18 protein-coding genes and 2 tRNA genes are annotated in these 21,630 nt (G+C 66.1%); 11 read left to right on the plus strand and 9 right to left on the minus strand.

The genetic code is table 11. The features are described 5' to 3' along the window. Nucleotides 1-5 precede the first annotated feature (5 nt). Nucleotides 6-1,328 (plus strand): hypothetical protein, encoded by a 1,323-nt coding sequence (locus V9E98_12785; GenBank protein ID MEI2717841.1) that lies wholly within the window; start codon nt 6-8, stop codon nt 1,326-1,328. Here V9E98_12785 and V9E98_12790 read toward each other — a convergent pair. The 6 genes from V9E98_12790 to V9E98_12815 form a co-directional block, all read right to left on the minus strand. Beyond that, nucleotides 1,315-2,328, minus strand: a complete 1,014-nt coding sequence (locus V9E98_12790) for a Gfo/Idh/MocA family oxidoreductase (protein ID MEI2717842.1) — start codon at nt 2,326-2,328, stop codon at nt 1,315-1,317. The two genes, V9E98_12785 and V9E98_12790, sit on opposite strands and share 14 nt — an antisense overlap. Further along, the gene (locus V9E98_12795) at nt 2,328-3,401 is read right to left on the minus strand and encodes a DegT/DnrJ/EryC1/StrS family aminotransferase (GenBank protein ID MEI2717843.1); all 1,074 of its coding nucleotides are present in this window, start codon (nt 3,399-3,401) and stop codon (nt 2,328-2,330) included. The genes V9E98_12790 and V9E98_12795 overlap by 1 nt, the downstream gene beginning before the upstream one ends. A gap of 36 nt (nt 3,402-3,437) precedes the next feature. Beyond that, on the minus strand, nt 3,438-4,031 hold the full coding sequence (locus tag V9E98_12800) for an acyltransferase (GenBank protein MEI2717844.1): 594 nt from the start codon (nt 4,029-4,031) through the stop codon (nt 3,438-3,440). Nucleotides 4,032-4,076: 45 nt separating this feature from the next. Then, complete coding sequence (locus V9E98_12805) at nt 4,077-4,955, minus strand: hypothetical protein (GenBank protein ID MEI2717845.1); 879 nt, start codon at nt 4,953-4,955, stop codon at nt 4,077-4,079. Nucleotides 4,956-5,095: 140 nt separating this feature from the next. After that, the gene (locus V9E98_12810; GenBank protein ID MEI2717846.1) at nt 5,096-5,533 is read right to left on the minus strand and encodes a type II toxin-antitoxin system PemK/MazF family toxin; all 438 of its coding nucleotides are present in this window, start codon (nt 5,531-5,533) and stop codon (nt 5,096-5,098) included. A gap of 13 nt (nt 5,534-5,546) precedes the next feature. Then, a complete protein-coding gene (locus V9E98_12815) occupies nt 5,547-6,674 on the minus strand; it encodes an ROK family protein (GenBank protein MEI2717847.1) in 1,128 nt (375 codons plus the stop codon). Nucleotides 6,675-6,808: 134 nt separating this feature from the next. Here V9E98_12815 and V9E98_12820 point away from each other — a divergent pair, with 134 nt between their 5' ends. From V9E98_12820 to V9E98_12850, 7 genes are all read left to right on the plus strand, one after another. After that, on the plus strand, nt 6,809-8,353 hold the full coding sequence (locus V9E98_12820; protein MEI2717848.1) for a Re/Si-specific NAD(P)(+) transhydrogenase subunit alpha: 1,545 nt from the start codon (nt 6,809-6,811) through the stop codon (nt 8,351-8,353). Further along, nucleotides 8,350-9,783, plus strand: a complete 1,434-nt coding sequence (pntB, locus tag V9E98_12825) for a Re/Si-specific NAD(P)(+) transhydrogenase subunit beta (GenBank protein ID MEI2717849.1) — start codon at nt 8,350-8,352, stop codon at nt 9,781-9,783. The genes V9E98_12820 and pntB overlap by 4 nt, the downstream gene beginning before the upstream one ends. A gap of 116 nt (nt 9,784-9,899) precedes the next feature. Further along, nucleotides 9,900-10,385 (plus strand): tRNA adenosine deaminase-associated protein, encoded by a 486-nt coding sequence (locus tag V9E98_12830; GenBank protein ID MEI2717850.1) that lies wholly within the window; start codon nt 9,900-9,902, stop codon nt 10,383-10,385. Nucleotides 10,386-10,400: 15 nt separating this feature from the next. Continuing rightward, nucleotides 10,401-10,856: a nucleoside deaminase gene (locus V9E98_12835; protein ID MEI2717851.1), complete on the plus strand. Its 456-nt coding sequence runs from the start codon at nt 10,401-10,403 to the stop codon at nt 10,854-10,856. 50 nt (nt 10,857-10,906) lie between these two features. After that, a tRNA-Ser gene (locus tag V9E98_12840) sits at nt 10,907-10,996 on the plus strand. 230 nt (nt 10,997-11,226) lie between these two features. Further along, nucleotides 11,227-13,986 carry an HAD-IC family P-type ATPase gene (locus V9E98_12845; GenBank protein MEI2717852.1) on the plus strand — a complete coding sequence of 920 codons (2,760 nt, stop codon included), beginning with the start codon at nt 11,227-11,229 and terminating at the stop codon, nt 13,984-13,986. 115 nt (nt 13,987-14,101) lie between these two features. Continuing rightward, nucleotides 14,102-15,394: a serine hydrolase domain-containing protein gene (locus tag V9E98_12850; protein MEI2717853.1), complete on the plus strand. Its 1,293-nt coding sequence runs from the start codon at nt 14,102-14,104 to the stop codon at nt 15,392-15,394. A gap of 65 nt (nt 15,395-15,459) precedes the next feature. On the opposite strand, the gene V9E98_12855 is transcribed toward V9E98_12850, so the two are convergent. Continuing rightward, nucleotides 15,460-16,275 carry a hypothetical protein gene (locus V9E98_12855; GenBank protein MEI2717854.1) on the minus strand — a complete coding sequence of 272 codons (816 nt, stop codon included), beginning with the start codon at nt 16,273-16,275 and terminating at the stop codon, nt 15,460-15,462. A 104-nt stretch (nt 16,276-16,379) separates the two neighbouring features. Here V9E98_12855 and V9E98_12860 point away from each other — a divergent pair, with 104 nt between their 5' ends. Both V9E98_12860 and V9E98_12865 read left to right on the plus strand, forming a co-directional pair. Beyond that, nucleotides 16,380-18,167, plus strand: coding sequence for a glycoside hydrolase family 15 protein (locus V9E98_12860; protein MEI2717855.1), 1,788 nt, complete (start codon nt 16,380-16,382; stop codon nt 18,165-18,167). A gap of 119 nt (nt 18,168-18,286) precedes the next feature. Beyond that, complete coding sequence (locus V9E98_12865) at nt 18,287-19,402, plus strand: hypothetical protein (protein ID MEI2717856.1); 1,116 nt, start codon at nt 18,287-18,289, stop codon at nt 19,400-19,402. 52 nt (nt 19,403-19,454) lie between these two features. Here the strand turns inward: V9E98_12865 and V9E98_12870 are convergent, their stop codons facing one another. Further along, nucleotides 19,455-19,958 carry a hypothetical protein gene (locus V9E98_12870; protein MEI2717857.1) on the minus strand — a complete coding sequence of 168 codons (504 nt, stop codon included), beginning with the start codon at nt 19,956-19,958 and terminating at the stop codon, nt 19,455-19,457. A gap of 166 nt (nt 19,959-20,124) precedes the next feature. Further along, nucleotides 20,125-20,210: transfer RNA gene (locus tag V9E98_12875), tRNA-Ser, on the minus strand. Between the two features lie 23 nt (nt 20,211-20,233). Here V9E98_12875 and V9E98_12880 point away from each other — a divergent pair. After that, nucleotides 20,234-21,577 (plus strand): hypothetical protein, encoded by a 1,344-nt coding sequence (locus tag V9E98_12880; protein MEI2717858.1) that lies wholly within the window; start codon nt 20,234-20,236, stop codon nt 21,575-21,577. Nucleotides 21,578-21,630 lie beyond the last annotated feature (53 nt).

The following is a 21,630-nucleotide window of genomic DNA, read 5'->3' on the forward strand; positions in this document are numbered from 1 at the left end:
GGGACGTGGTTCGCAGTCGTCTCATCCAGTGGCCCCTGGCGGTCGTCGTCCTGATCGGGGGCCTCGCCGCTTCGCCGGCAGTTGCCGCCGATTCCGGTTCCAGCACTGCCGGGCAGGTGCAGGCGCCCGTCGTTGCCGGCAAGAAGCCGAAGGTGCCGGCCTTCCGCGTGACCCCGCCGCCTCGTCGTGTCGGGGTCTTGGACTCCGGGGTGTTCGGTATCCACTCCTATCAGGGCAAGCCGGGACTCACGGCCGGCAGCTACCGGCACAACTGCTATCCGCTGTGGCGGAAGATGAATCCCGAGAAGGGCGTCTACGACTGGTCGGTCGCCGATGAATACATCGACAAGGCAGCCGGCGAGATGGGCTTCTCCGACGTCATGTTCAGTTTCTGCGGGACCCCGGCATGGGCGGCATCAGGGCCGGTGAAGAACCCATCCCGCGAGTACTGGGGCGAGAGTTCCACCGCAGCGCCGAAGGACATGGAGGACTGGCGGACCTTCCTGCGTGAGTTCATCTCCCGCTATTCGAGCCGAATCTCCGCGTACGAGGCGTGGAACGAGGCCACTGCGCAGTATCTGTGGCAGGGGACCCCCGACGAGATGGCCCAGATGACGAAGATCCTCTACGACGTCGTCCAGGAACTCGATCCGTCGGCTCGAGTCATCTCGGCCAACTCCCAGATGGGCGAGCAGCCGGCCTGGTTCGCGTACTTCTTCCCCCGCTACATGAAGGGTCTCGCCGCGCGCGGCTGGCCGGTCGACGTGGTCGCGATCCACAGCTACGCGGGGCACCCGGACAAGATCCCCGCCGAAGAGGGGGTCGTCAAACGAGCCCAGACGCTCGACATTCTCGTCGCGGCCGTCAAGCGAGCCAAGATCCCGAGTCGGATCGAGTTGTGGGACACCGAGACGAACTACCTGGGCAAGGCCCAGCCGCGCCTCCAACAGGCCATGGTCATGCGCACCTACCTGGACTCCTGGGCTCATGGACTCAAACGCACCTATTGGTACATGTGGGTTCGCGAGCCGTACCCATGGCTCGGAATCCAGATGATGGACGGCGCCCCCGGTGTCGTGTCCTACAACTCGCTGGTGCAGTGGACCCGCGGCACCCGGTTCGTCGGATGCGGACAGGACCGTGCGCTGACGATCTGCGAGTTCCAACGCGGGGCAGCGAAGTTCCAGATCGCCTACGCGACCCAGTACCGCGGTCGACAGAAGCTCGCGGTGTCGGGCCCCACCACGGTGTGCGAGCCCACCGGCGCGCCCTGTCGCCAGGTGAGCAAGTCGGTCACCGTCACCTACATGCCCGTCAAGATCGGCTGAGTTCCCCCGGCACCAGCTGCTGGGTCTCGCCCGTGGCGGCTGCCGCGAGGACGGCCTCGGCGACCGCCAGGGTGCGGGCACCCTCGGCGAGACTGACAGTCGTCTCTCGGAGTCCGAGTACGGCATCGCGGAACGCCTCGTGCTCGGTTCGCAAGGGTTCCGGTTTCGGGAACGAGTAGCGGATCACGTCGCCTTCGGTGACACCGCGGAAGCCGGCGATCTGGGCCCACTGAGTCGTGGGAACGAGACCATTGGCGTAGAAAGTCAGATCGGCCGAAATCGTGTCGGCGACGAACGCCCCGCGCTCGCCGGTGATCGTGGTGACCCGTTCCTTCAACGGTGACAGCCAGTTCACCAGGTGATTGGTCACAGTGCCGTCGGCCAGTTGGCCGGTGATCGCGACCAGGTCCTCGTGCGGTCGTCCGGAACGGTGTGCGGTGCGGGCGGACACGTTCGCGAACGGTTGCTGGGTGACCCACGCCGTGAGGTCGATGTCGTGGGTGCCCAGGTCCTTGACGACCCCGACGTCGGCGATGCGGGCGGGGAACGGGCCCGTGCGGCGAGTGCTCACCTGGAACACCTCGCCGAGGTCGCCCGACTCGAGTCGGGCCCGCGCCTGCTGGAGTGCCGGGTTGTAGCGCTCGATGTGGCCGACGCCACCGACGACGCCGGCGTCCCCGAACGCGGCCACGATCTCAGCGGCCTCTGCGCTGGTGGCGGCCAGCGGTTTCTCGATCAGCGCCGCGACCCCGCGCGCCGCCAACTGCAGGGCGATGCCGTGGTGAAAGGCCGTCGGGACAGCGATGACGCAGTAGTCGAGGTCGGCGGCCAGCAGTTCATCCACATCACCGCGAACTTCGAGATCGGCTGATACGTCGTGGGGATCACCCACCGGGTCCGCGACTGCCACCAGTTCGACGCCATCGAGGCTTCGCAACACACGGGCGTGGTGGCGGCCCATCATGCCGAGACCGATCAGTCCGGCGCGCAAGTCGGCCATCAGGAGACCTCGGCTGCCACAGCGTTGACAGCGGTAATGACGGCTTCCAGTTCGTCTGGCGTGAGCGAGGGGTGGACAGGCAGTGAGATGACCTCCGCTGCTGCCGAGGCCGTCTGGGGCAGGTCAAGATCCAGGGCGAACGTCGGGAGGCGATGAACCGGGACCGGGTAGTAAACGCCCGACCCGACACCCCTCTCGGCCAGGGCGGCGACGAACCGGTCGCGGTCGCCGGACACCCGGATCGTGTACTGGTGATAGACGTGGTCTGCTCCCGCAGCGACGTGCGGAGTGCGCACCCCGGTGAGCCCGGTGTCCAGTGCCTTGGCATTTGCCTGACGCTGGCGAGTCCACTCGGGCAGTTTGTCGAGTTGCACCCGACCGATGGCCGCGTGGATGTCGGTCATGCGGTTGTTCAGCCCCGCCACCTCGTTGTGGTAGCGCCGTTCCATGCCCTGATTGCGCAGGAGTCTGACCATGCGGGCAAGTTCAGGATCGCCGGTGACAACCATCCCGCCTTCACCCGACGTCATGTTCTTCGTCGGGTAGAAGGAGAAAGCGGCCGCGTCGCCCCAAGCCCCGACCGGGCGACCCTCCAACGTGGCGGCGTGGGCTTGGGCAGCATCTTCGAGGACAAGCAGTTCGTGGTCCGCGGCGATATCCATGATCTGGGCCATCGCCGCCGGATGTCCGTAGAGGTGCACAGGCATGATCGCCCGGGTACGGGCGGTGATCGCGGGTGCGATGAGTTCGGGATCCATGCAGAACGTGTCGGGGTCGATATCGATGAAGACCGGCGTTGCCCCGGTCACCGCAACCGCGTTGGCGGTGGCCGCGAAGGTGAAGCTCGGCACGATGACCTCGTCACCCGGGCCGATCTCCATCGCCAACAAAGCCAGGTGCAGGGCCGAGGTCCCGGAGTTCACCGCGACACATTCACGACCTTGCACCAGCGCGGAGAACTCCTCCTCGAAGGCGGCGACCTGAGGGCCCTGCGCGATCATCCCGGACCGCAGAACGGCGTCGACCGCGGCGCGTTCGTCATCACCGATGATGGGGTGGGCGGCAGGGATCATGGCGGGTCTCCACTCGCTGGGATGTCAGGTGGGGTGTCAGGCCTTCTCGGTCAGGCTTTCCCCACTCTGCACGTATTCAACCCCAGTCACCGGGCAGCGCCACACCCCGTCCCCCACCTCGTCCAGAGGTCGTCCCGCGGGACCGGCCCAGCCCACCCGCTTGGCCGGCACCCCTGCGACGATGCCGAAGTCCGGCACATCGCGGATCACGACGGAGCCGGCCGCGACCAGCGCCCACCGGCCGATCCGCACGGGAGCCACACACACCGCGCGCGCTCCGATGGCCGCGCCGTCGCCGATGGTGACCCCGACCGCCTCCCATTCGCTGGCCGACTTGAGGCTTCCGTCGGGGTTGACCGCCCGGGGGTACTGATCATTGGTCAGCACGGCCGCGGGTCCGATGAAGACACCCGCGCCCAGCACCGCCGGTTCGTAGACCAAGGCGTAGTTCTGAATCTTGCAGTTGTCACCGAGTTGGACCCCAGTGCCGACGTAGGCGCCCCGGCCGACGATGCAGTTCACGCCCAACCGCGCGCCCTCGCGCACCTGCGCCAGGTGCCACACCCGGGTCCCCTCTCCCAGCAGCGCCTCGGGCGAGACATCAGCGGACGGTTCCACAACTGCGTTCATGCCTTGCAGGGTACGTGTCGCGGTTCGACCCACTCGCGTCCCTGACTATGTCCCGAGGGCCTGGCCCCGAGTCACGTCCACGGAGGTCTCGACCGCGAAGCCCGCCTCTGTGGGCGTGTAGACGACCGTGACCATGCCCAACTCGGCCAGGTCGGACACGTGGGTGCCGCCGCACGGGATCGCCGCGGGGCCCTCGGGGAGTTGGGCGGTCCACGTGCGCCGTGCCGTCAGTCGAAGGTCACCGCCGGTGTCGATGCGACACCGTCCACCGGCGCTGGTCCACTGCGCCAGCAGTGAGTTGGCGGCGTCGGCAAGCGCCGGCAGATCGGCCAGCAGATCGGCGCTGCCCAGGCCCCTCTTGCGCACGCTCTTGCCGAGTTTGTACTCGTCGTAGGCGCTATCCGGCCCGATGCGGGACACCGTGATGGCGATGGAATCCAGGTCGGGGAATCCGCGGTCGTCGCGCCGCCCCACGTCCTTGGTCCAGTACGGGGCGGTCACCTGATTCAGGGCCAGGGCAGCCAGGTGGCAGGCACTGTGGCCCCGGGACAACCGTCCGCGCCGATCGGCATCGACTTCAAGATCGACCGAATCTGCGACGGAGAGTGCGGTTGCCCGATCGGCTGGGAGCACGTGGGCCACGAGCCAGCGCCAGTCGTCGTCACCGCGACGAACGGGGATCGCGCTGCCAAAGAGAACCTGGCCGTCCGGAGACAGCGCGGCCACTACGCAGTCCACCACCGGAATGCCCGCCAACGTCCCGGCGTCGGCGGGCTGGTCGGGCCATGTGTGATCCACCGGGTGGAACGGGGTTGTGTCCACGACGACACCTATGCTCGAGCCGTCCGGCAGCGGAACCAAGGCCTGGATCACTCCCGTGCCGACGACCTCGCCAGCCGGGAACGTCACCTCGGTGTCCTTCATACGTAATTCCATCCTGTTCCCACTCTGTGCCTTCTCGTGTGCCCCGTGCGTAGGTACCGTCCGGGCAAGAATCCTCCGCGATCCGGAGTCGCTCTCGGTGCAACCGCCTGAACGGTCCGAGCGTGGCGCACGCGTCGCTCTCAGTCCACGTTCTCGCCCTGCTGTTCTCGCCGTGCTTTGTCCAGAACTGCGAGGAATCGGTCGGAGTGCAGTACGGCGCCCTCCCGCCGCACGCTACCGTCCGCGATCCCTAGCGGCCGATCGGTGCGCACCCACGACTCGCGGCGCTCGTGGTCCCATGCGCCGGCTCCGAGTGACACCCAGCCCCGTTCCCCTGCTCGGTCGCGGGTCGACAGCATCAGCGCCACGAAGTGTCCCGGGGTATCGCCGTGCCCGATCACCAGCAGCGGTCGGTCCTTGCCCACGTTCGTGTCCTCTTCGTAGGGGACCCAGGCCCACACGATCTCGCCAGGATCGGGGTCGCCGTCGGCCTGGGGCGCGTAGTCGATCCGGATCGGACCTGCATAGGGGTAGGCCCCGCCCTGGGCGGGTCGAGGAACGGCTCCGTCGGTGCTCACCGGGTCCCTCCTCTCAGCTTCGGGTTCGCCGTGCCAGTGGCTGCGGGCCGACTGCGGGTGACGGTCTTCTTGGGGCGAGCTTCTTGGGGCGAGGCGCCGACGGCTTCGCGGGTGCGCCGGTCGCACCCTGCTTCGTGGTCGCCTTCTTCGGGGGCTTCGGGGCTTCGCGGGGCTTCGGGGGCTTCGGGGGCTTCTGGGGTTTCTGGGGCTTCTGGGGCTTCTGGGGTGTCGACCCCGTCGTGGATTTCGACCGTGGCGTGGATTTCGATCGCGGCGCGGGTTTCGATCGCCCGGGGGGTTTCGATGCGGCGCGACGCTTGCGGGTGCCGGGAACCGCCACCGGTTCGGCATTCGGCCGGCCGGAGGCGCTCATCGGCTGCCGTAGTTGCCCCACCTGCAGGTCCCAGGCCTTGACCCCTCCGACGATGCCTGCCGAGTTCGGCACGACCAGGATCGCGCCGCCCACGATCAGCAGGTCCCGCTGTTCGATCTTGGAACTGTTTCCGCCGCCCAGGTAGAGGCGGTCCCACTCGAACATGGGGCGCAATCCGATGAGGACTTCCCGGACACGGCGTGACCAGGCCAGGTTGCCCATCACCTTCCGGGTGGCATCTCCGATGTAGGTGTCGTAGATCCGGCCCCGGCGTACCGGCGCCCGCGACACTTCCAGGTGGGGAAGCAGATGGCCGTCGTCGAATATCGCGCACCCCAGTCCGGTGCCCAACGTCATCACGACTTCGAATCCGAACCCGGTCACGGCGCCGGCCCCGGCGACTTCCGCATCGTTCAGCACGATCGTGGGCAGCTCCAGCCGGTCCGCCACGGCCTCCTGCGCGTCGAAGTTGCGCCAAGCGTCCACGAGGTCGGGGTCCACTCGGGTGTGTGGTCCTCGAACCGTCACGAAATGTGGTGTGGACACGACCCGCCCGTGCCTGATCATCCCGGGGATCCCCACCGTCACCCGGTCCGCTCGCGGCAGATGCTCCGCCAGGTCGGCGATGATGCCGATCAGGCGGTGCGGTGGTAGCGGGTAGGGGGTGCGAACCCGAACCGGATCGGCGGTCATCTGGCCCAGCGGGTCCAGCACCGACCCCTTGATGCCAGTTCCCCCGACGTCGACGGTGAGTGTGAGAGTCGCCACAGGATCATCGTGCCGCTCACCGGCTCGCGACACCCGCCAGGCACGATTCAAGCGCCCGGGCGCCTCACCCGGGCACGTCCCACAGACCGCCACGAGATACATTCGGGGGAGCCCCCGGCCGAGGAGTTGAGTCCGTGCGAATCGGAGTTCCGCAAGAGTCCAAGCACGGTGAGCGCAGGGTCGCTGCCACTCCCAAGACCGTCGCACAGATGCGCTCGTTGGGCTATGACGTTGTCATCCAATCAGGGGCTGGTTCGGCCGCGGCTTTCGCTGATTCCGCGTACGCGTCAGCCGGTGCCGAGATCGTCGGAGCAGACGTCTGGGACAGCGACATCATCCTCAAGATCAACCCGCCGGACGCCGATGAGGTTTCCCGACTGCATACCGGGCAGTCACTCATGTGCATCCTGGCCCCCGCATTGGACCCGGACTTGGTGGCGGCGCTCGCGGCGCGCGGTGTCACGGCGCTCGCGATGGATGCGGTACCGCGGATCTCCCGAGCGCAGGCGCTCGACGTCCTGTCCTCCATGGCCAACATCGCGGGCTACCGCGCGGTCATCGAGGCGGCCAACGAGTTCGGCTCCCTCTTCACCGGCCAGGTCACCGCTGCCGGCAAGGTTCCTCCGGCCAAAGTGCTGGTCGTCGGCGCGGGTGTCGCCGGCTTGGCTGCCGTCGGCACGGCCGGAAGTCTGGGAGCCATCGTCCGGGCTTTCGACGCTCGTCCCGAGGTGGCCGAACAGGTCGAATCCATGGGGGCGGAGTTCCTGCGCATCGAGATCGAGGACACCGGGCCATCGGCCACCGGCTACGCGAAGGAGATGGGCGAGGACTTCAATCGCAAGGCCGCCGAGCTCTACGCGGAGCAGGCCGAGGACGTCGACATCATCATCACGACAGCCCTCATCCCGGGAAAGCCCGCCCCGCGGCTCATCACCGAGGACATGGTGGCCGCGATGAAACCCGGCAGCGTCATCGTCGACATGGCTGCTGCGAACGGGGGCAACGTCGCCGGCTCCGTCGCCGACGAGCGCGTCGTCACCGACAACGGTGTGACGATTCTGGGTTACACCGACCTCCCCGGTCGTCTGCCGACCCAAGCGTCGCAACTGTTCGGCACCAACCTGGTCAACCTGTTGAAACTCATGACCCCCGCGAAGGACGGCGAACTCGTCCTCGACCTCGATGACGTTGTCCAGCGCGGAATGACAGTGGTCGATCGCGGCGAGGTCATGTGGCCACCTCCCCCCGTGCAGGTGTCGGCTGCCCCGGCGCCCTCCGCTGCTGCGCCGCCGCCCGAGCCGCCGCCGGTCAAAGCGCCGATGAGCGACGGCAAGAAGCTCAGCCTGATCGGGGTGGCCGCAGCGCTGTTCCTCCTGCTGTCGTCGGTGTCGCCGGAACCGTTCCTCGGACACTTCATGGTCTTCGCTCTGGCGGTGGTGATCGGCTTCTACGTGATCGGCAACGTCCATCACGCACTGCACACGCCGCTGATGTCCGTCACGAACGCGATCAGCGGCATCATCCTGGTCGGCGCGCTCCTGCAAGTGGGGCACGGAGACGTGTGGGTCACTGCGCTCGCCTTCATCGCGATCCTGGTCGCCAGCATCAACGTCTTCGGCGGGTTCACCGTCACCGCGCGAATGTTGCGGATGTTCAAGCGTGAGGATGCGCCCCGATGATCTCCTTGACCCTGGTGCAGGGCGCCTACATCGTCGCCGCGTTGCTCTTCATCCTCGCGCTGGCGGGTCTGTCCCGCCACGAGAGCGCCCGGATGGGAAACCGCTACGGCATCTTCGGTATGGCCATCGCGCTGATCATCACGATCGTCGCCGCGGTGGGTGGGGTCAACGGCGTCGGTGAGACCAACGACCGCGGAGGCAGCGGCTACGTCGGCTTGGCGCTGATCGTGGCCGCCATGGTCGTCGGCGGCGCCATCGGGATCTGGCGGGCGCGCAAGGTCGAGATGACGGGGATGCCCGAACTCATCGCCATGCTGCACAGTTTCGTAGGTCTCGCCGCCGTACTGGTGGGCTGGAACTCGTCCTACGAACTCAACGTTCCGTACCCGGGGATTCACGACGCAGAAGTGTTCGTGGGCGTCTTCATCGGCGCCGTCACCCTGACCGGATCCATCGTGGCGTACCTGAAGTTGTCGGGCCGGATCAAGTCCGCACCCATGATGCTTCCAGCGCACAACGCTGTGAACCTCGGCATCGTCGTCGTATCCCTCGTAATGACGGTCGCCTACGTCATGATTCCCCGCGAGGACGAAGTGCTGCGCCAGTCCCTGCTGGGTGCCATGACGCTGCTCGCCCTGTTCCTCGGTTGGCATCTGGTGGCATCCATCGGCGGCGGCGACATGCCCGTCGTCGTGTCGATGCTGAACAGCTACTCCGGATGGGCGGCTGCTGCGGCCGGCTTCCTGCTCAACAACGATCTGCTGATCATCACCGGTGCGCTCGTCGGCTCGTCCGGTGCGTACCTGTCGTACATCATGTGTCAGGCCATGAACCGATCCTTCATCTCGGTGATCTCGGGTGGGTTCGGGGTCGAGGCCGGGACTGTCTCTTCGGATACCGACTACGGGGAGCACCGCGAGATCACGGCTGAGGGTGCCGCCGAGATGCTGGCCGATGCCCGCTCCGTGATCATCACGCCCGGCTACGGAATGGCGGTCGCCCAAGCCCAGTACCCGGTGGCGGAACTGACCAGAAAACTGCGCGAGGCCGGCGTCGACGTGCGTTTCGGTATCCACCCGGTGGCGGGGCGCCTTCCCGGACACATGAACGTCCTTCTGGCGGAGGCGAAGGTCCCTTACGACATCGTGTTGGAGATGGACGAGATCAACGACGACTTCCCCGAGACGGATGTCGTGCTGGTGATCGGTGCCAACGACACGGTCAACCCCGCTGCGATCGATGAGCCGGGCAGCCCAATCGCGGGTATGCCCGTGCTCACCGTCTGGGAAGCGAAGGACGTCATCGTCTTCAAGCGGTCGATGGCCACCGGTTACGCGGGGGTGCAGAACCCGCTGTTCTTCAAGGAGAACACCCAGATGCTGTTCGGTGACGCCAGGGATCGGGTCGAGGACATCATCGCTGCGCTCTGATCGCTCCACGGTCTGTCCGACCGTGACAGAGGTGACCAGGGCAACACGATGGTTCACGTTCCACCCCTTTCTTCGCCGCGCGGGCGGTGACACCATCGACGCGAAGGGAGACCGGCATGGATTCGCTCGGAGTGGACTTCGCCTTCGTCGCTTGGCGCGAGGAAGGCGTCTGGCAGATCGTCCAGGCGCCACAGCCTGCCGCTGACTCCCTGACCGCCCTCGCGGAGTACGCACGGCAACGTCAAGGCGAATCCGGATCTATCGCTTTCGTGTCCGTCGCGGACGAGTTCTTCGTGTGTCTGCGGGTCCAAGGAGCGAAAGTCCGCGTGCTGCTGTCCGACGTGACCACAGCTCTGGACTGGACCATTGCTGATGAGGCCGCCGAAATGCTGGGGGTGGACGTCGATGATCTTGAGGACGTCGAGGACATCGAACCCGCCGGGGACCTCACGCTGTTGACCGACCTCGGCTTCACTGTTGAAGACCTCGACCTGTTGTGCGCGGACCCGGAGCTGTATCCCGACGAACAGATCGGAACCATCGCGGCACGAATCGGATTCGCCCCCGAACTCACGGCACTCCTCGACGCCACCCCTGCATGACGGCCGGGATCGCTGGTGCGCGTCGTCGAACGGGATCGTCAACTCATGGAGTTAGCCCTCGACTCGGCTCGGGTGTCTGACCACGACGACATCCCGGTAGGTGCAGTCGTCGTGTGCGGTGATGAGGTCTTGGCGACGGCGTCCAACCAGCGCAGCGGCGGGACCGACCCCACTGCTCACGCGGAGGTCGTGGCCCTGCGCAACGCGGGGCTGCGGCGCGGGTCGTGGCGGCTTGACGACTGTGAACTGTTCGTCACCCTCGAGCCCTGCCCCATGTGCGCGGGTGCAGCAGTGGCGGCGCGATTGCGGCGCATCGTGTTCGGTGCGTGGAATGACCAGTACGGTGCCTGCGGGTCGGTGTTCGATATTCCGCGTGACCGTCGTCTGCCCCATCGCTCGGAAGTGGTCGGTGGCGTCCTGGCGGATGAGGCCGGAACTCTCGTACGAAGGTTCCTGGCTCAGCGTCGGTGACAGCCGGACGGGTTCCGGTCGGTCGACCGGGAGCGGGTATCCTCACTCTCGGTGGCGTGTCCGAGCGGCCAAAGGAGCACGCCTCGAAAGCGTGTGTGGGGGCAACTCCACCGTGGGTTCGAATCCCACCGCCACCGCCACAGAAGTGACCAGGCATTTCCTGATCCGCCCGCGCCGACGGATTCCCGGTCCCGCGATGCGGCTGCGCCGACCCGGGCGGATCGACCAACCTGCCGGGCGAGTTGAGAGCCGGTGGAGCGCAGGGCCACGATGGTGATGTGGACCTGCGACGCGGCTCGGTACCTCGGTGCCCTGGCGTCGCCGCCCGGGCAGGGAGCTTGGACGCACCACGATTTCAGGGGCGGTTGTCATGACCACAGCATCTCCAGCGTCCGCTCGGACCTCGAACACCCCGGCCTGGTACGCGCTATCGGCGGACGAGACCGCCCAGCGGCTGGGTGTCGACCCCGCAACGGGGCTGACCGCTGCCGAGGCCGCGAGCCGTCTGGCCAAGGACGGCCCCAATGAGTTGTCGGCGGAGAAACCGACGCCTGGCTGGAAACGATTCATCGGGGAATACGCCAGCTACATGCAGATCATTCTGCTCGGTGCGGGTCTGGTGTCGTTCGTCATCGGTGAGTTCAGCACGGGAGCAGTTCTGCTGATCCTCACGCTGCTCAATGCCGTGATCGGGCTGAAGCAGAAGGGCAAGGCGGAGAGCGCCATGAATGCGCTGAAGTCGATGCTCAAAGCGTCAGCGAGGGTACGCCGAGACGGCAGCGAGGCCACGATCCCCGCCGATCAGGTCGTACCCGGCGATGTCGTCCTGATCGCCGCCGGTGATCAGGTCGCGGCGGACGGGCGGATCGTGTCCGCCAGTTCCCTGCAGATCGATGAGTCCTCTTTGACGGGAGAGAGCGTTCCGGCGTCCAAGAGCGCTCAGACTCTCAGCGGGAGCGATCTGGGGCCGGGCGACCAGTCGAACATCGCCTTCATGAACACGCCCGTCACCCACGGCAGTGGCGTCATCATCGTGACCCAGACCGGCGCCACCAGCGAGGTGGGCAAGATCTCCAAGATGCTGACCGAGACGAAGGTTCAGCAGACGCCGCTGGATCGGCAGATCAACACGATGACGCTGTGGATCGCTGCGGCCGCCGGGGTCACCATGCTCGTCATGTTCGCGACCGGACTGGCTCGCGGCGAGTCCTGGAACGTCCTGTTCATCAGTGCCGTTGCCCTGGCAATCGCCTCCATTCCCGAGGCGCTGCCGACGGTGGTGGACGTCATCTTGTCGACCGGAGCGGTGGCGCTCGCCAAAGCCCACGCGATCGTCAAGGACCTCGGATCGGTGGAGACCCTGGGCTCCACGTCAGCGATCAACTCCGACAAGACCGGGACGTTGACGATGAACCAGATGACGGTGGTGGAGGTGCTCGATCCGACCGATCGCTACACCGTCTCGGGCGCCGGATACAGCCTGGAGGGGCAGGTCCACCATGCTGCCGGTAACGACGCCTCCATCGACGACGCGATCCTTCCCTTCCTCCTGGCGAACGACGCCGAACTGCAGGACGGGAAAGTCGTCGGCGATCCCACCGAGGGCGCGCTGCTCGTCCTGGCACACAAGGCAGGGCTGAGTATCGATGCCACCCGCGAAGCGCACCCGAGGCTGGCCACTCTCCCCTTCGACCCCACCTACAAGCTGATGGCGGCCTTCAGCACGGTCACCGACCAGACGGGCAAGCCGCAGGTTCGGGCCTACGTGAAGGGGGCTGCCCCCGCAGTCCTCGGACGCTCGACCACGGCGTTGTCCGGCGGCCAGGTCGTGCCGTTGGACGACACACTCAAGGCAGCCAGCGATGCGCAACAGCAACGTCTCGGTGGTGAGGGTCTGCGCGTCATGGCCGCGGCCTACACCGACATCGAACCGGAGATGTTCTCGCCGGACGGTGACCTTCTGGCCCACCTCACCGACCTGACCGTCACCTCCATGGTGGGGATGGTCGATCCGCCGCGACCGGACTCCAAGGAGTCGGTCCAGCGAGCTCAGCAGGCCCATATCCAGGTGCGGATGGTCACGGGGGACGATGTCGTGACCGGGGCGGCCATCGCCAAGCAACTCGGCATCCCGGGAGAAGCGATCCTGGGAGCTGACTTCGCGGCCCTGAGCGAGCCCGAGCGCCTGGACCGGATCGACGGGATCGGTGTCGTGGGCCGCGTGGCGCCAGAACACAAGGTGCTGATCGTGGAGACCTTGAAGAAGAAGGGCGACGTGGTCGCGATGACGGGCGACGGTGTCAATGACGCGCCCGCGATCAAAGCGGCGGACATCGGTATCGCGATGGGCACCGGTACCCAGGTGGCCAAGAACGCGGGCCGCATGATCCTGACCGACGATGCGTACTCGACGATCGTGCTCGCCGTGGAGCAGGGCCGGAAGCTGTACGACAATCTGGACAAGTTCATCCGCTTCGTCCTGATCACGCTCGTGGTGTTCGTGATGACGTTCCTGGGTGCCAGCATCTTGAACATCGCAGCCGGCCAGCCGTTCACGCCGGTCCAGATCCTGTGGATCAACTTCGTCATCGACGCTGTTCTGGGAACCGCGTTGGGCTTTGACAAGGAGACCCCGGGATTGATGAAACTGCGCCCCCGCTCGCGGGATGAAGGGATCCTCACCCGATCGGTGCTCACAACGGTGGGGTTGGTGGGACTGTTCATGGCCGCGAGCCTGCTGCTCCTGATCAACTACGGGGCGACCCATCTCGGAAGCGTCATGCTCGGTTCGACGCTCGCGCTGACCGCCTTCACCATGTTCCGAGTCGTCGGGTCGTATCAGAGCCGCAGCGAGACCCAGTCATGTCTGAGTGTGTCGACTTTCGACAACGGCGCCTTGAACGCGGTCGTGCTAGGTGAGTTGGCGCTGGCGTGGTTGGTCACCGAGTGGGATGTGTTGCGTAGCCTGCTGGGCACCCAGGAACTCAGCGGTTCCCAATGGCTGCTTGCAGTCGCGCCGGCCGTGGTCCTTTTCGGGCTGTGGGAGGTCGGGAAGTGGATCGCGCGGCGGAGTCGGGGGCGGACCGACGATCAACAGGAGCCTGGCGCCGTCCCGTTGGCCCCGATCTGATCCCATGGCTGTGGCCGGCTGTTGGATACGCAGTCGCGGCCAGGAGGCTGGACCGGAGGCTCCGTTCAGGCGGTAGGCTCGCACCCTTCAGGCAGCACTAGTGAGGCGAGGCGCCATGCGACGAACCATCGGGACGATCACGTCGGCCATCGCTGCGCTGGCCCTGCTGGCTGCCTGCAGCTCCTCGGGCGGCACAGGTGGACAGTCGCCCAGCCCGTCGGACTCTGCGACGCCGTCGTTCGCGGCTGACCTGAACCAGCAGTTGACCGAAGTCATGAAAGCCAACGCGATCCCCGGCGCCGAGGTTCTCGTGCGTACCCGAGATCAAGGTGACTTCCGCACCATCCTCGGTACGTCTGAACTCGGCAAGGACGTGCCGATGACCGGAGGAGATTCTTTCCGGGTCGGCAGCAACACCAAGACGATGACATCGACGGTGATCCTGCAGTTGGCTCAGGAGGGCAAACTCTCCCTCACTGATCCCATCTCGAAGTTCGTCGACGGTGTGCCCAAGGGCGACAAGATCACCCTCACGATGTTGTCGGAGATGCGCAGCGGTCTGTTCAGCTACACCTTCGACAAGAAGTTCAACGAGACGATCGACAAGGAGCCGCAGAAGGCGTGGCAGCCCGAGGAGTTGTTGGAGATCGCGTTCTCGCACAAGTCGACCGCTGCGCCTGGTACCGAGTACGACTACTGCAACACGAACATCGTCCTGTTGGGCCTGGTCATCGAGAAGGTCACCGGCATGTCAGCCCGGGATGCCTTCGCCGAACGGATCTTCACGCCGTTGGGGCTCAGCAAGACGTTCCTGCCCGAGGCGACCGACTCCAGCCTGCCCGACCCGCATCCGCAGGGGTATCAGTTCGGCACGAACGTGGAGACGATCGACAGTTACGCGGTCCCGAAGGATCAGGTGCCCGCAGCGCTGGACGGCACCCTGAAGCCACTGAACTACACCGACAGCAACCCCTCGTGGGCGTGGACAGCCGGTGGCGCGATCTCGACCATGGATGAACTTGCCACCTACGTCGAGGCGATGGTCGACGGCAAACTGCTCGATGCCGAATACCAGAAGATCCGACTCGACAGTATCCAGCCGCTTCAGCCCGGCGCGCCCGTGGGATACGGCCTGGGCATCGCGCAGTTCACCACCAACCTCTATGGACACGATGGCCAGTTGCCGGGGTACTCGACCTTCATGGCCCGCGACGCTGAGCGAGGCATCACGATCGTGCTCGGTACGAACCTGTCGGCCTCACCGGTCTCGGGGACGAACGCTGCCGTGGTCCTGGCCGAGGTGGTGATCGCCAATCTGTACGGTGCGTCCGCAGTTCCCGGGGGTGACCCCGCCGGGGGTGCCGGTGCAGAGAGCGGAAGCCCGTCCGCGAGCCCGGCGTCCAGCTGATCGGGATGGGCACGGGGGTCAGTGCCGACCATCCAGTCGGCCGCGCATGGTGACGCTGGTAGTGGTCAGTTGATGGGTCCCGGACCCTTGGTCAGGTTCGTCACCGAGCGGCTGAACTCGATCTTGCCGTCGCCGCTACCGCTGGTACCTCCGGAGGTGTCGACACCGCTGAGGTAGACGCCCTTTCCGCCTCCGTTGAGGTTGCCGTTCACGACCCACGAGTTGACCCAATAGGGGTTCCATCCGCCCAACGGCTGGCTGATCGGGAAGGTCAGGCAGTTCTCCATGAGGATCGATTCCCAGTCGTTGTAGTAGCCGGTGGTCGTCATGGTCTTGCTGAGGTTCTTTCCGACCTGCGGGATCTCGACGCCCCAACCGTTCTTCAACCGGATCTTCCCTGTCGGGGTGCGCCGCTCGTCGGCGGGGAAGATCCCGAAGTCGCTCTTGCCGCTCCAGGTGGCCTTTGATTCGCGCAACTCCGTGTCGCAGCCCGCGTGCCAGGAACGGTCCTCGGTGTAGTGACGGGCCTCGTAGGTAACGCTGACCGGTCCCTTGCCGCTGGCGTAATTGGCCCCCTCGCGGAAGGTCGCCTCGGCGTTCTTGATCGTCACCGTCAATTTCTCGGATTCTTCGCCGCCGTTGAACTCGCCGCTTCGGCTGTAGGTGAGGGTCGCGTTGATCGTGGCGGTCAGCGGATCCTTCTTCTTGCCCTTGTCCTTCTTGCCCTTGGCCATCTCGCTCGACCCGGCGTCGGCCGCGGTGGCGGCGGTGGTGGTGGCTACCACCGCGGGGCAACTCAGCGTGACCGCGACGCCGATGGTGAGAAGGGAACGGAGCATGAGTCGGGACATGGCGACCTCCACAGCCAGCGTGGTCGTCACCCTACCCCCGCCATTACCGCCCCGGTAGATTCCGGCGGTCGCCGACCCCGATCGGTGCCGCAGCCCACCGGGAAACCGAACGGAGCCGCTGTCAGACTCGGCCCATGGCGATGCGAATCGAGGACTACGCGTTCATCAGTGACAACCAGACGGGTGCACTCGTGTCGAAGCAGGGGGCGATCGAGTGGCTGTGCTTGCCGAGGATCGACTCAGGTGCGTGTTTCGCCGCGATCCTGGGGACCGAGGAGAACGGACACTGGACGATGGCGCCGCAGGCGTCCGATGCGCGGGTCAAGCGTCGCTACCGCCCCGGGACCTTGATCCTGGAGACGGAGTTCCACACCAACGGCGGAGTCGTCCGACTGATCGACTTCATGCCGCACCGCGACGAACACCCGACGATCGTCCGTCTGGTCGAAGGTGTCAGCGGCAGCGTGGCGATGGCCATGAACATGAGGATCCGGTTCGACTACGGCTGGGTGGTGCCCTGGGTCCGCCACATCGATGGCGGCCTGACTGCGATCGCCGGGCCCGAGGGACTGGCGATCCGTTCCCCGATCGGGCTCGAAGGTCAGGGCATGCATACCGAAGCCCACTTCACCGTCGGGGAGGGCGACCGGATTCCGTTCGTGATGACGTGGTTCGATCCCACGCAATCCCCCCCGGAACCCGAGGACGCCGAGGAGTTGCTGGAAACGTGTGAGAAGACCTGGGTGCAGTGGAGTGACAGGTGCGCACTCTCCGGCGAACTCGCCCCGGACATCAAACCCTCGCTAACGATCCTCAAGGGCCTGATCTATCGGCCGACAGGGGGGATCGTTGCCGCAGCCACCACATCGTTGCCCGAGCAGATCGGGGGAGAGCGCAACTGGGACTACCGTTTCTGCTGGTTGCGGGACGCCTCAATGACGATGACCGCGCTGGTGGAGGCGGGGTACATCGACGAGGCGCGCGACTGGCGCAACTGGCTCCTGCGCGCGATCGCCGGTGATCCGGAGCAGCAGCAGATCATGTACGCCGTCGACGGCACCCGACGACTGCCGGAGATCCAGCTTCCGTGGCTGTCCGGCTATGAGGGTTCCTCCCCCGTGCGGTTGGGCAACGGGGCGGCGTCGCAGTTCCAACTCGATGTCCCGGGTGAAGTCCTGGACGCATTGATGGTGGCTCGCCGCGCCGGACTCCCGCCGGACCCGCACACGTGGTCGATGGCCGAGGTGATCATGAACCACGTCGACGGCATCTGGCAGCAACCGGACGAGGGCATCTGGGAGGTGCGCGGGGGGGCACAGAACTTCGTGTACTCGAAGGTCATGGCGTGGGTGGCCGCCGATAGGGCTGCCTGGCACTACGAGGCGTTCGGGCAGCGTGATGACGGCAAACGCTGGCGGGACCTCGCCGACAAGATCCACGCCGACGTCATGGCCAACGGCTTCGACGCGGATCGCAACACATTCGTGCAGGCCTATGGCTCCAAAGCCCTGGATGCCAGCCTGCTGCAGATACCACTGGTCGGATTCCTGCCTGCCGATGACCCTAGGGTCGTCGGCACCGTCGCCGCGATCGAACGCGAACTGGTCACCGACGGTTTCGTGGCTCGGTACCTCACCGATGACGCGGCCTCCGACGGCCTCAGTGGCAAGGAGGGCTCGTTCCTGATCTGTTCCTTCTGGTTCATCCAGGCGTTGGCGATGCAGGGCCAGCGCGACCGGGCTTTGGAGCTGTTGCACCAGATGCTGGATCTGCGCAACGACGTCGGCCTGCTGAGCGAGGAGTACGACAGCGTGAACAAGCGGATGCTCGGCAACTTCCCGCAGGCCTTCTCGCACATCGGTTTGGTCAATGCCGCGCTGGCGTGCCAGGCTGGTGCGAGCACTTCGGTGCCGCCGACCTGACGGGGAGCCTGCGAGGCGGACTTTCTGACCTATTCGCCGGACGATCCCCGACTGCATGCAGCATGATCGGGAAGTGTCGGCAACTTCCCGGCGCAGCAACCGACTCGGAGAGTGTGAGGATGTTCGACCGGATCCCCAAGGGTTTCGCGTTGCCGGCTGCCGCCTTGGCGGGCGGCGTTCTCTTTGCCTCCGTCCCCCTCACTCCCGCCATGGGACTGATCGGCGTGCCCGAAGTCTCCCCAGACACCGCCCAGGCCGATGCCGTCGTCGCCGAGCCAGGTCCGGACTACCGCAGCCCGGTCACCGTCATGACAGCCGCGCAGCAGGAGCGTGCTGTCCTCGCTGCCCAGCAGGCCCGGCAGCAAGCGCTCGAGATGCAGGCTGCGCAAGAGCAGGCCGCTCTTCTCGCCCAGGGTGGGACCACCACGGGCACGACCCCCTTCGCCACCGGGGGACTGCCAGTCGGCACCGGTGGAGTTGCGACCACCACGGTCACGGCCAAGACCAGGGAGATTCAGAAGCTGGTCCGCAAGTACTTCCCGTCCGATCAGCTCGGCAACGCGATGGCGATCTCCGCTTGCGAATCTGTTCATCGTGATGTCGAGGGCACCGAGAACTCCGATGGCACCACCGACTGGGGTGTGTTCCAGCTGAACGACGGCGGGACTCTGCAAGGCGCACTGGATGCGATCGGAGTCTCCTATAGCTCGACCACCGAAGCGCAGAAGCTGGCCCTGGAGACCGACATCAACGTCAAGGCAGCCGCCAGCCTGTATCGCGAGCAAGGTTGGGCCCCCTGGGTGTGTGCGTACAAGTTGGGCATCGTCGCCAGCCTGTACTCCAACACTCCCGGCCCGATGGACGGCAAGTTCGACCAGTGGGGTAAGCCGACGGTGAGTATCCCCGTGGCGCCGACGACTCCGAGCACCCCCACCACACCTGTGCCGGTCCCCGATCCCACGGACGAACCGGAACCGACTCCCGACCCGAAGCCGAAGCCGAAGCCCAAGCCGAAACCGAAACCCAAGCCGACGAATACGCCGGATCCGAAGCCCGAGCCGACGCGTACGCCGAGTCCGAACCCACCGTCGGACAAGCCGTCGACTCCTGCCCCGGCTCCGACGACCAACCAGCCCGAGCCTCCTCCGGCACCGGAACCCGAGGCCCCGTCCGCACCGTCGGACCAGCAGTCGCCGGCCCAGCCGGACGCGGGTTCCTCGTCATCACCCAACTGATTCGCAGCCTGAGAACTGATCCGACCTCACGGCCGCACGCTGTCCTGCCGGATCAGTGCCTGCTGTCGGGGCCGCTGCGGCGAACGTTGCGAACTGCCTCCACCGCTGCATCCAGATCCGACAGCCACTCGGCCTCGTGCTGGCGGACGAGTCGGACACACCACGCGAGCGCTTCGGACCGGGACCTGGCCGCGCCGGACTCCACCAAGAGATCGAGCACCTGCCGATCCGGTTGCGTCAGCCGCGTCATCACCGGGACAGCCAACCGCGTGAACAGTTCCGTACGGTCCCCGCACGTGACGCCCCAGGCGACTTTTCGCTTGCCGTCCGCCTGGAGTTCGCGCGCGATCTCCATCCGTTGCTCCCGAGTGTCCTCGCGGAAACGCTGAATGCGTCCGGCAGCGGCGGCTGACCCGTCGGCGTCCGGTGCCGCGATGGTGCCGATGATCATGATCTCTTCGCGGTCCATCGTGACGGTGAAACCGTCGAACCAATCGTCGGGCAGACGCCCTGTGAGCCAGTGGGTAACCTTCTCTTGCCTATCCTGTGTATTCATGTAATGAGGATTACAGCATTTCGCCAGGTAGGCCAGCGAGATCGCCGTGGGCGAACGTGGCCCGATGAGAATTTTTCAGAATGACATCGGGGCGGTGGTGCCAGGCCGCCGAGCGATGGCGGAAACGGGGTCAGGCGGCGTTGGTGCGGCAGACACTCCCGGCGAGCGGAGGATGCGGGATTCGAACCCGCGAGGGGCGTGACCCCAACCCGCTTTCCAAGCGAGCGCCATAGGCCTCTAGGCGAATCCTCCGCAGACGAGGGTACGCGACGCCCATGCCAGCCGGGCAGCCGGGAGGATTGAGGGTCGGTGCCCCCGGAAACGCACTACGCTTCCGGCGTGACAGCACGAGGTGCTCCCGGCGCCGACCCCCGAGGTGCTCCCGACGCCGACCCCCCGGCGCCACGGTCGCCGAGCCCGACGCGGGGTCTCGGCGTGGTTCCCGCGCGTCACGCGCCGATGACCCGATCACCGGTACCGAGGCGTGGTTCATTCGGCGCGGACTACCGCAGTTCGTCGACTCCTACGACACCCGCCGAGACGTCTGGACCCGGGCACAGCCCTACCTCACCGCCATCTTGGTGTTGGAGCTGATCCCCTACGCGATGGTCGCGTTCCTCCCCGGAGGCAGCCTCACCCCGCTGCTGGGTGCCCTGGTGGTCGCAGTGGTCCTGGGCTGTTACGCGTTGTGGTCCAAGTGGCGGCGCGGCTTCTGGTTCGCGCCTCCCAATCGGGTGGGCTGGCCATTCCTCATCTTCTTCGTGCTGGCACCAACGGGTGGCGCGATTGCCCTGGTCGCGTTTCCCGCAGCGGATTTCGGTCCGATCACTTGGGTCGATGTGGCGGTCTCGGTGGCGATTCAGGTCGTCATCCTCGCCGCGGCCTACCTGATCACACGCTTCGCTGTCTTCCCGATGCTGTGGTGGGCGATCCGGCAGACCTTTGTCCATCTCGGGGATCTCTACACAGTCGCGACGAAGGCGCTCCCGCTGCTTCTGATCGTCATGCTGGTGCTCTTCGTCAACTCGGAGATGTGGCAGATGGCGGGCACCTTGAGTGCCGGTCTGCTCTGGAGCAGCGTCGGGATATTGCTCGTCCTCGGTGTTCTGGTGACTTTCGACCGGACCCGTACCCAGATCCGCGATCTGGACTACAGTTCCTCGCCTGACCAGGTCCGATCGTCGTGTGTGGGAACGCCCCTCGAACCGCTTGCCCGTGAGCTTGAGTTGCCCCCTGAGTCAACACCACTCAGGCTGCGGGAACGGGGCAACTTGATCGCCGCGGCGATGGTCACTCAACTGATTCAGGCGGCGGTCCTGGGGTTTGCCGTCTGGCTCTTCTTCCTGATCTTCGGCACTGTGACCATCTCCTTGTCTCTCCAGGAGACCTGGCTCGCCGGGCTGGTTCCCACCGACCTCTTCATCAGTGTCGGGGAAGATCGCGGTGTCACCCGAGCGCTGTTCCGGGTGGCCACATTCATCGCGGGCTTCGCCGCCTTCTACACGACCATCTATGCCGCGACCGACGACACTTATCGGCGCAGCTTCGCGACTGATGCAGGTGCAGAGCTGCAGCAGGCGATCGACGTGCATCGCGTCTACGCGGTGGTCAACAGGTAACCCCTCCGGACTGGCCCGCACTGGCGGATCTGGAACACCGCATGGTGACCAGA

This window comes from Candidatus Nanopelagicales bacterium, assembly GCA_037045355.1.
GTDB lineage: Bacteria > Actinomycetota > Actinomycetes > S36-B12.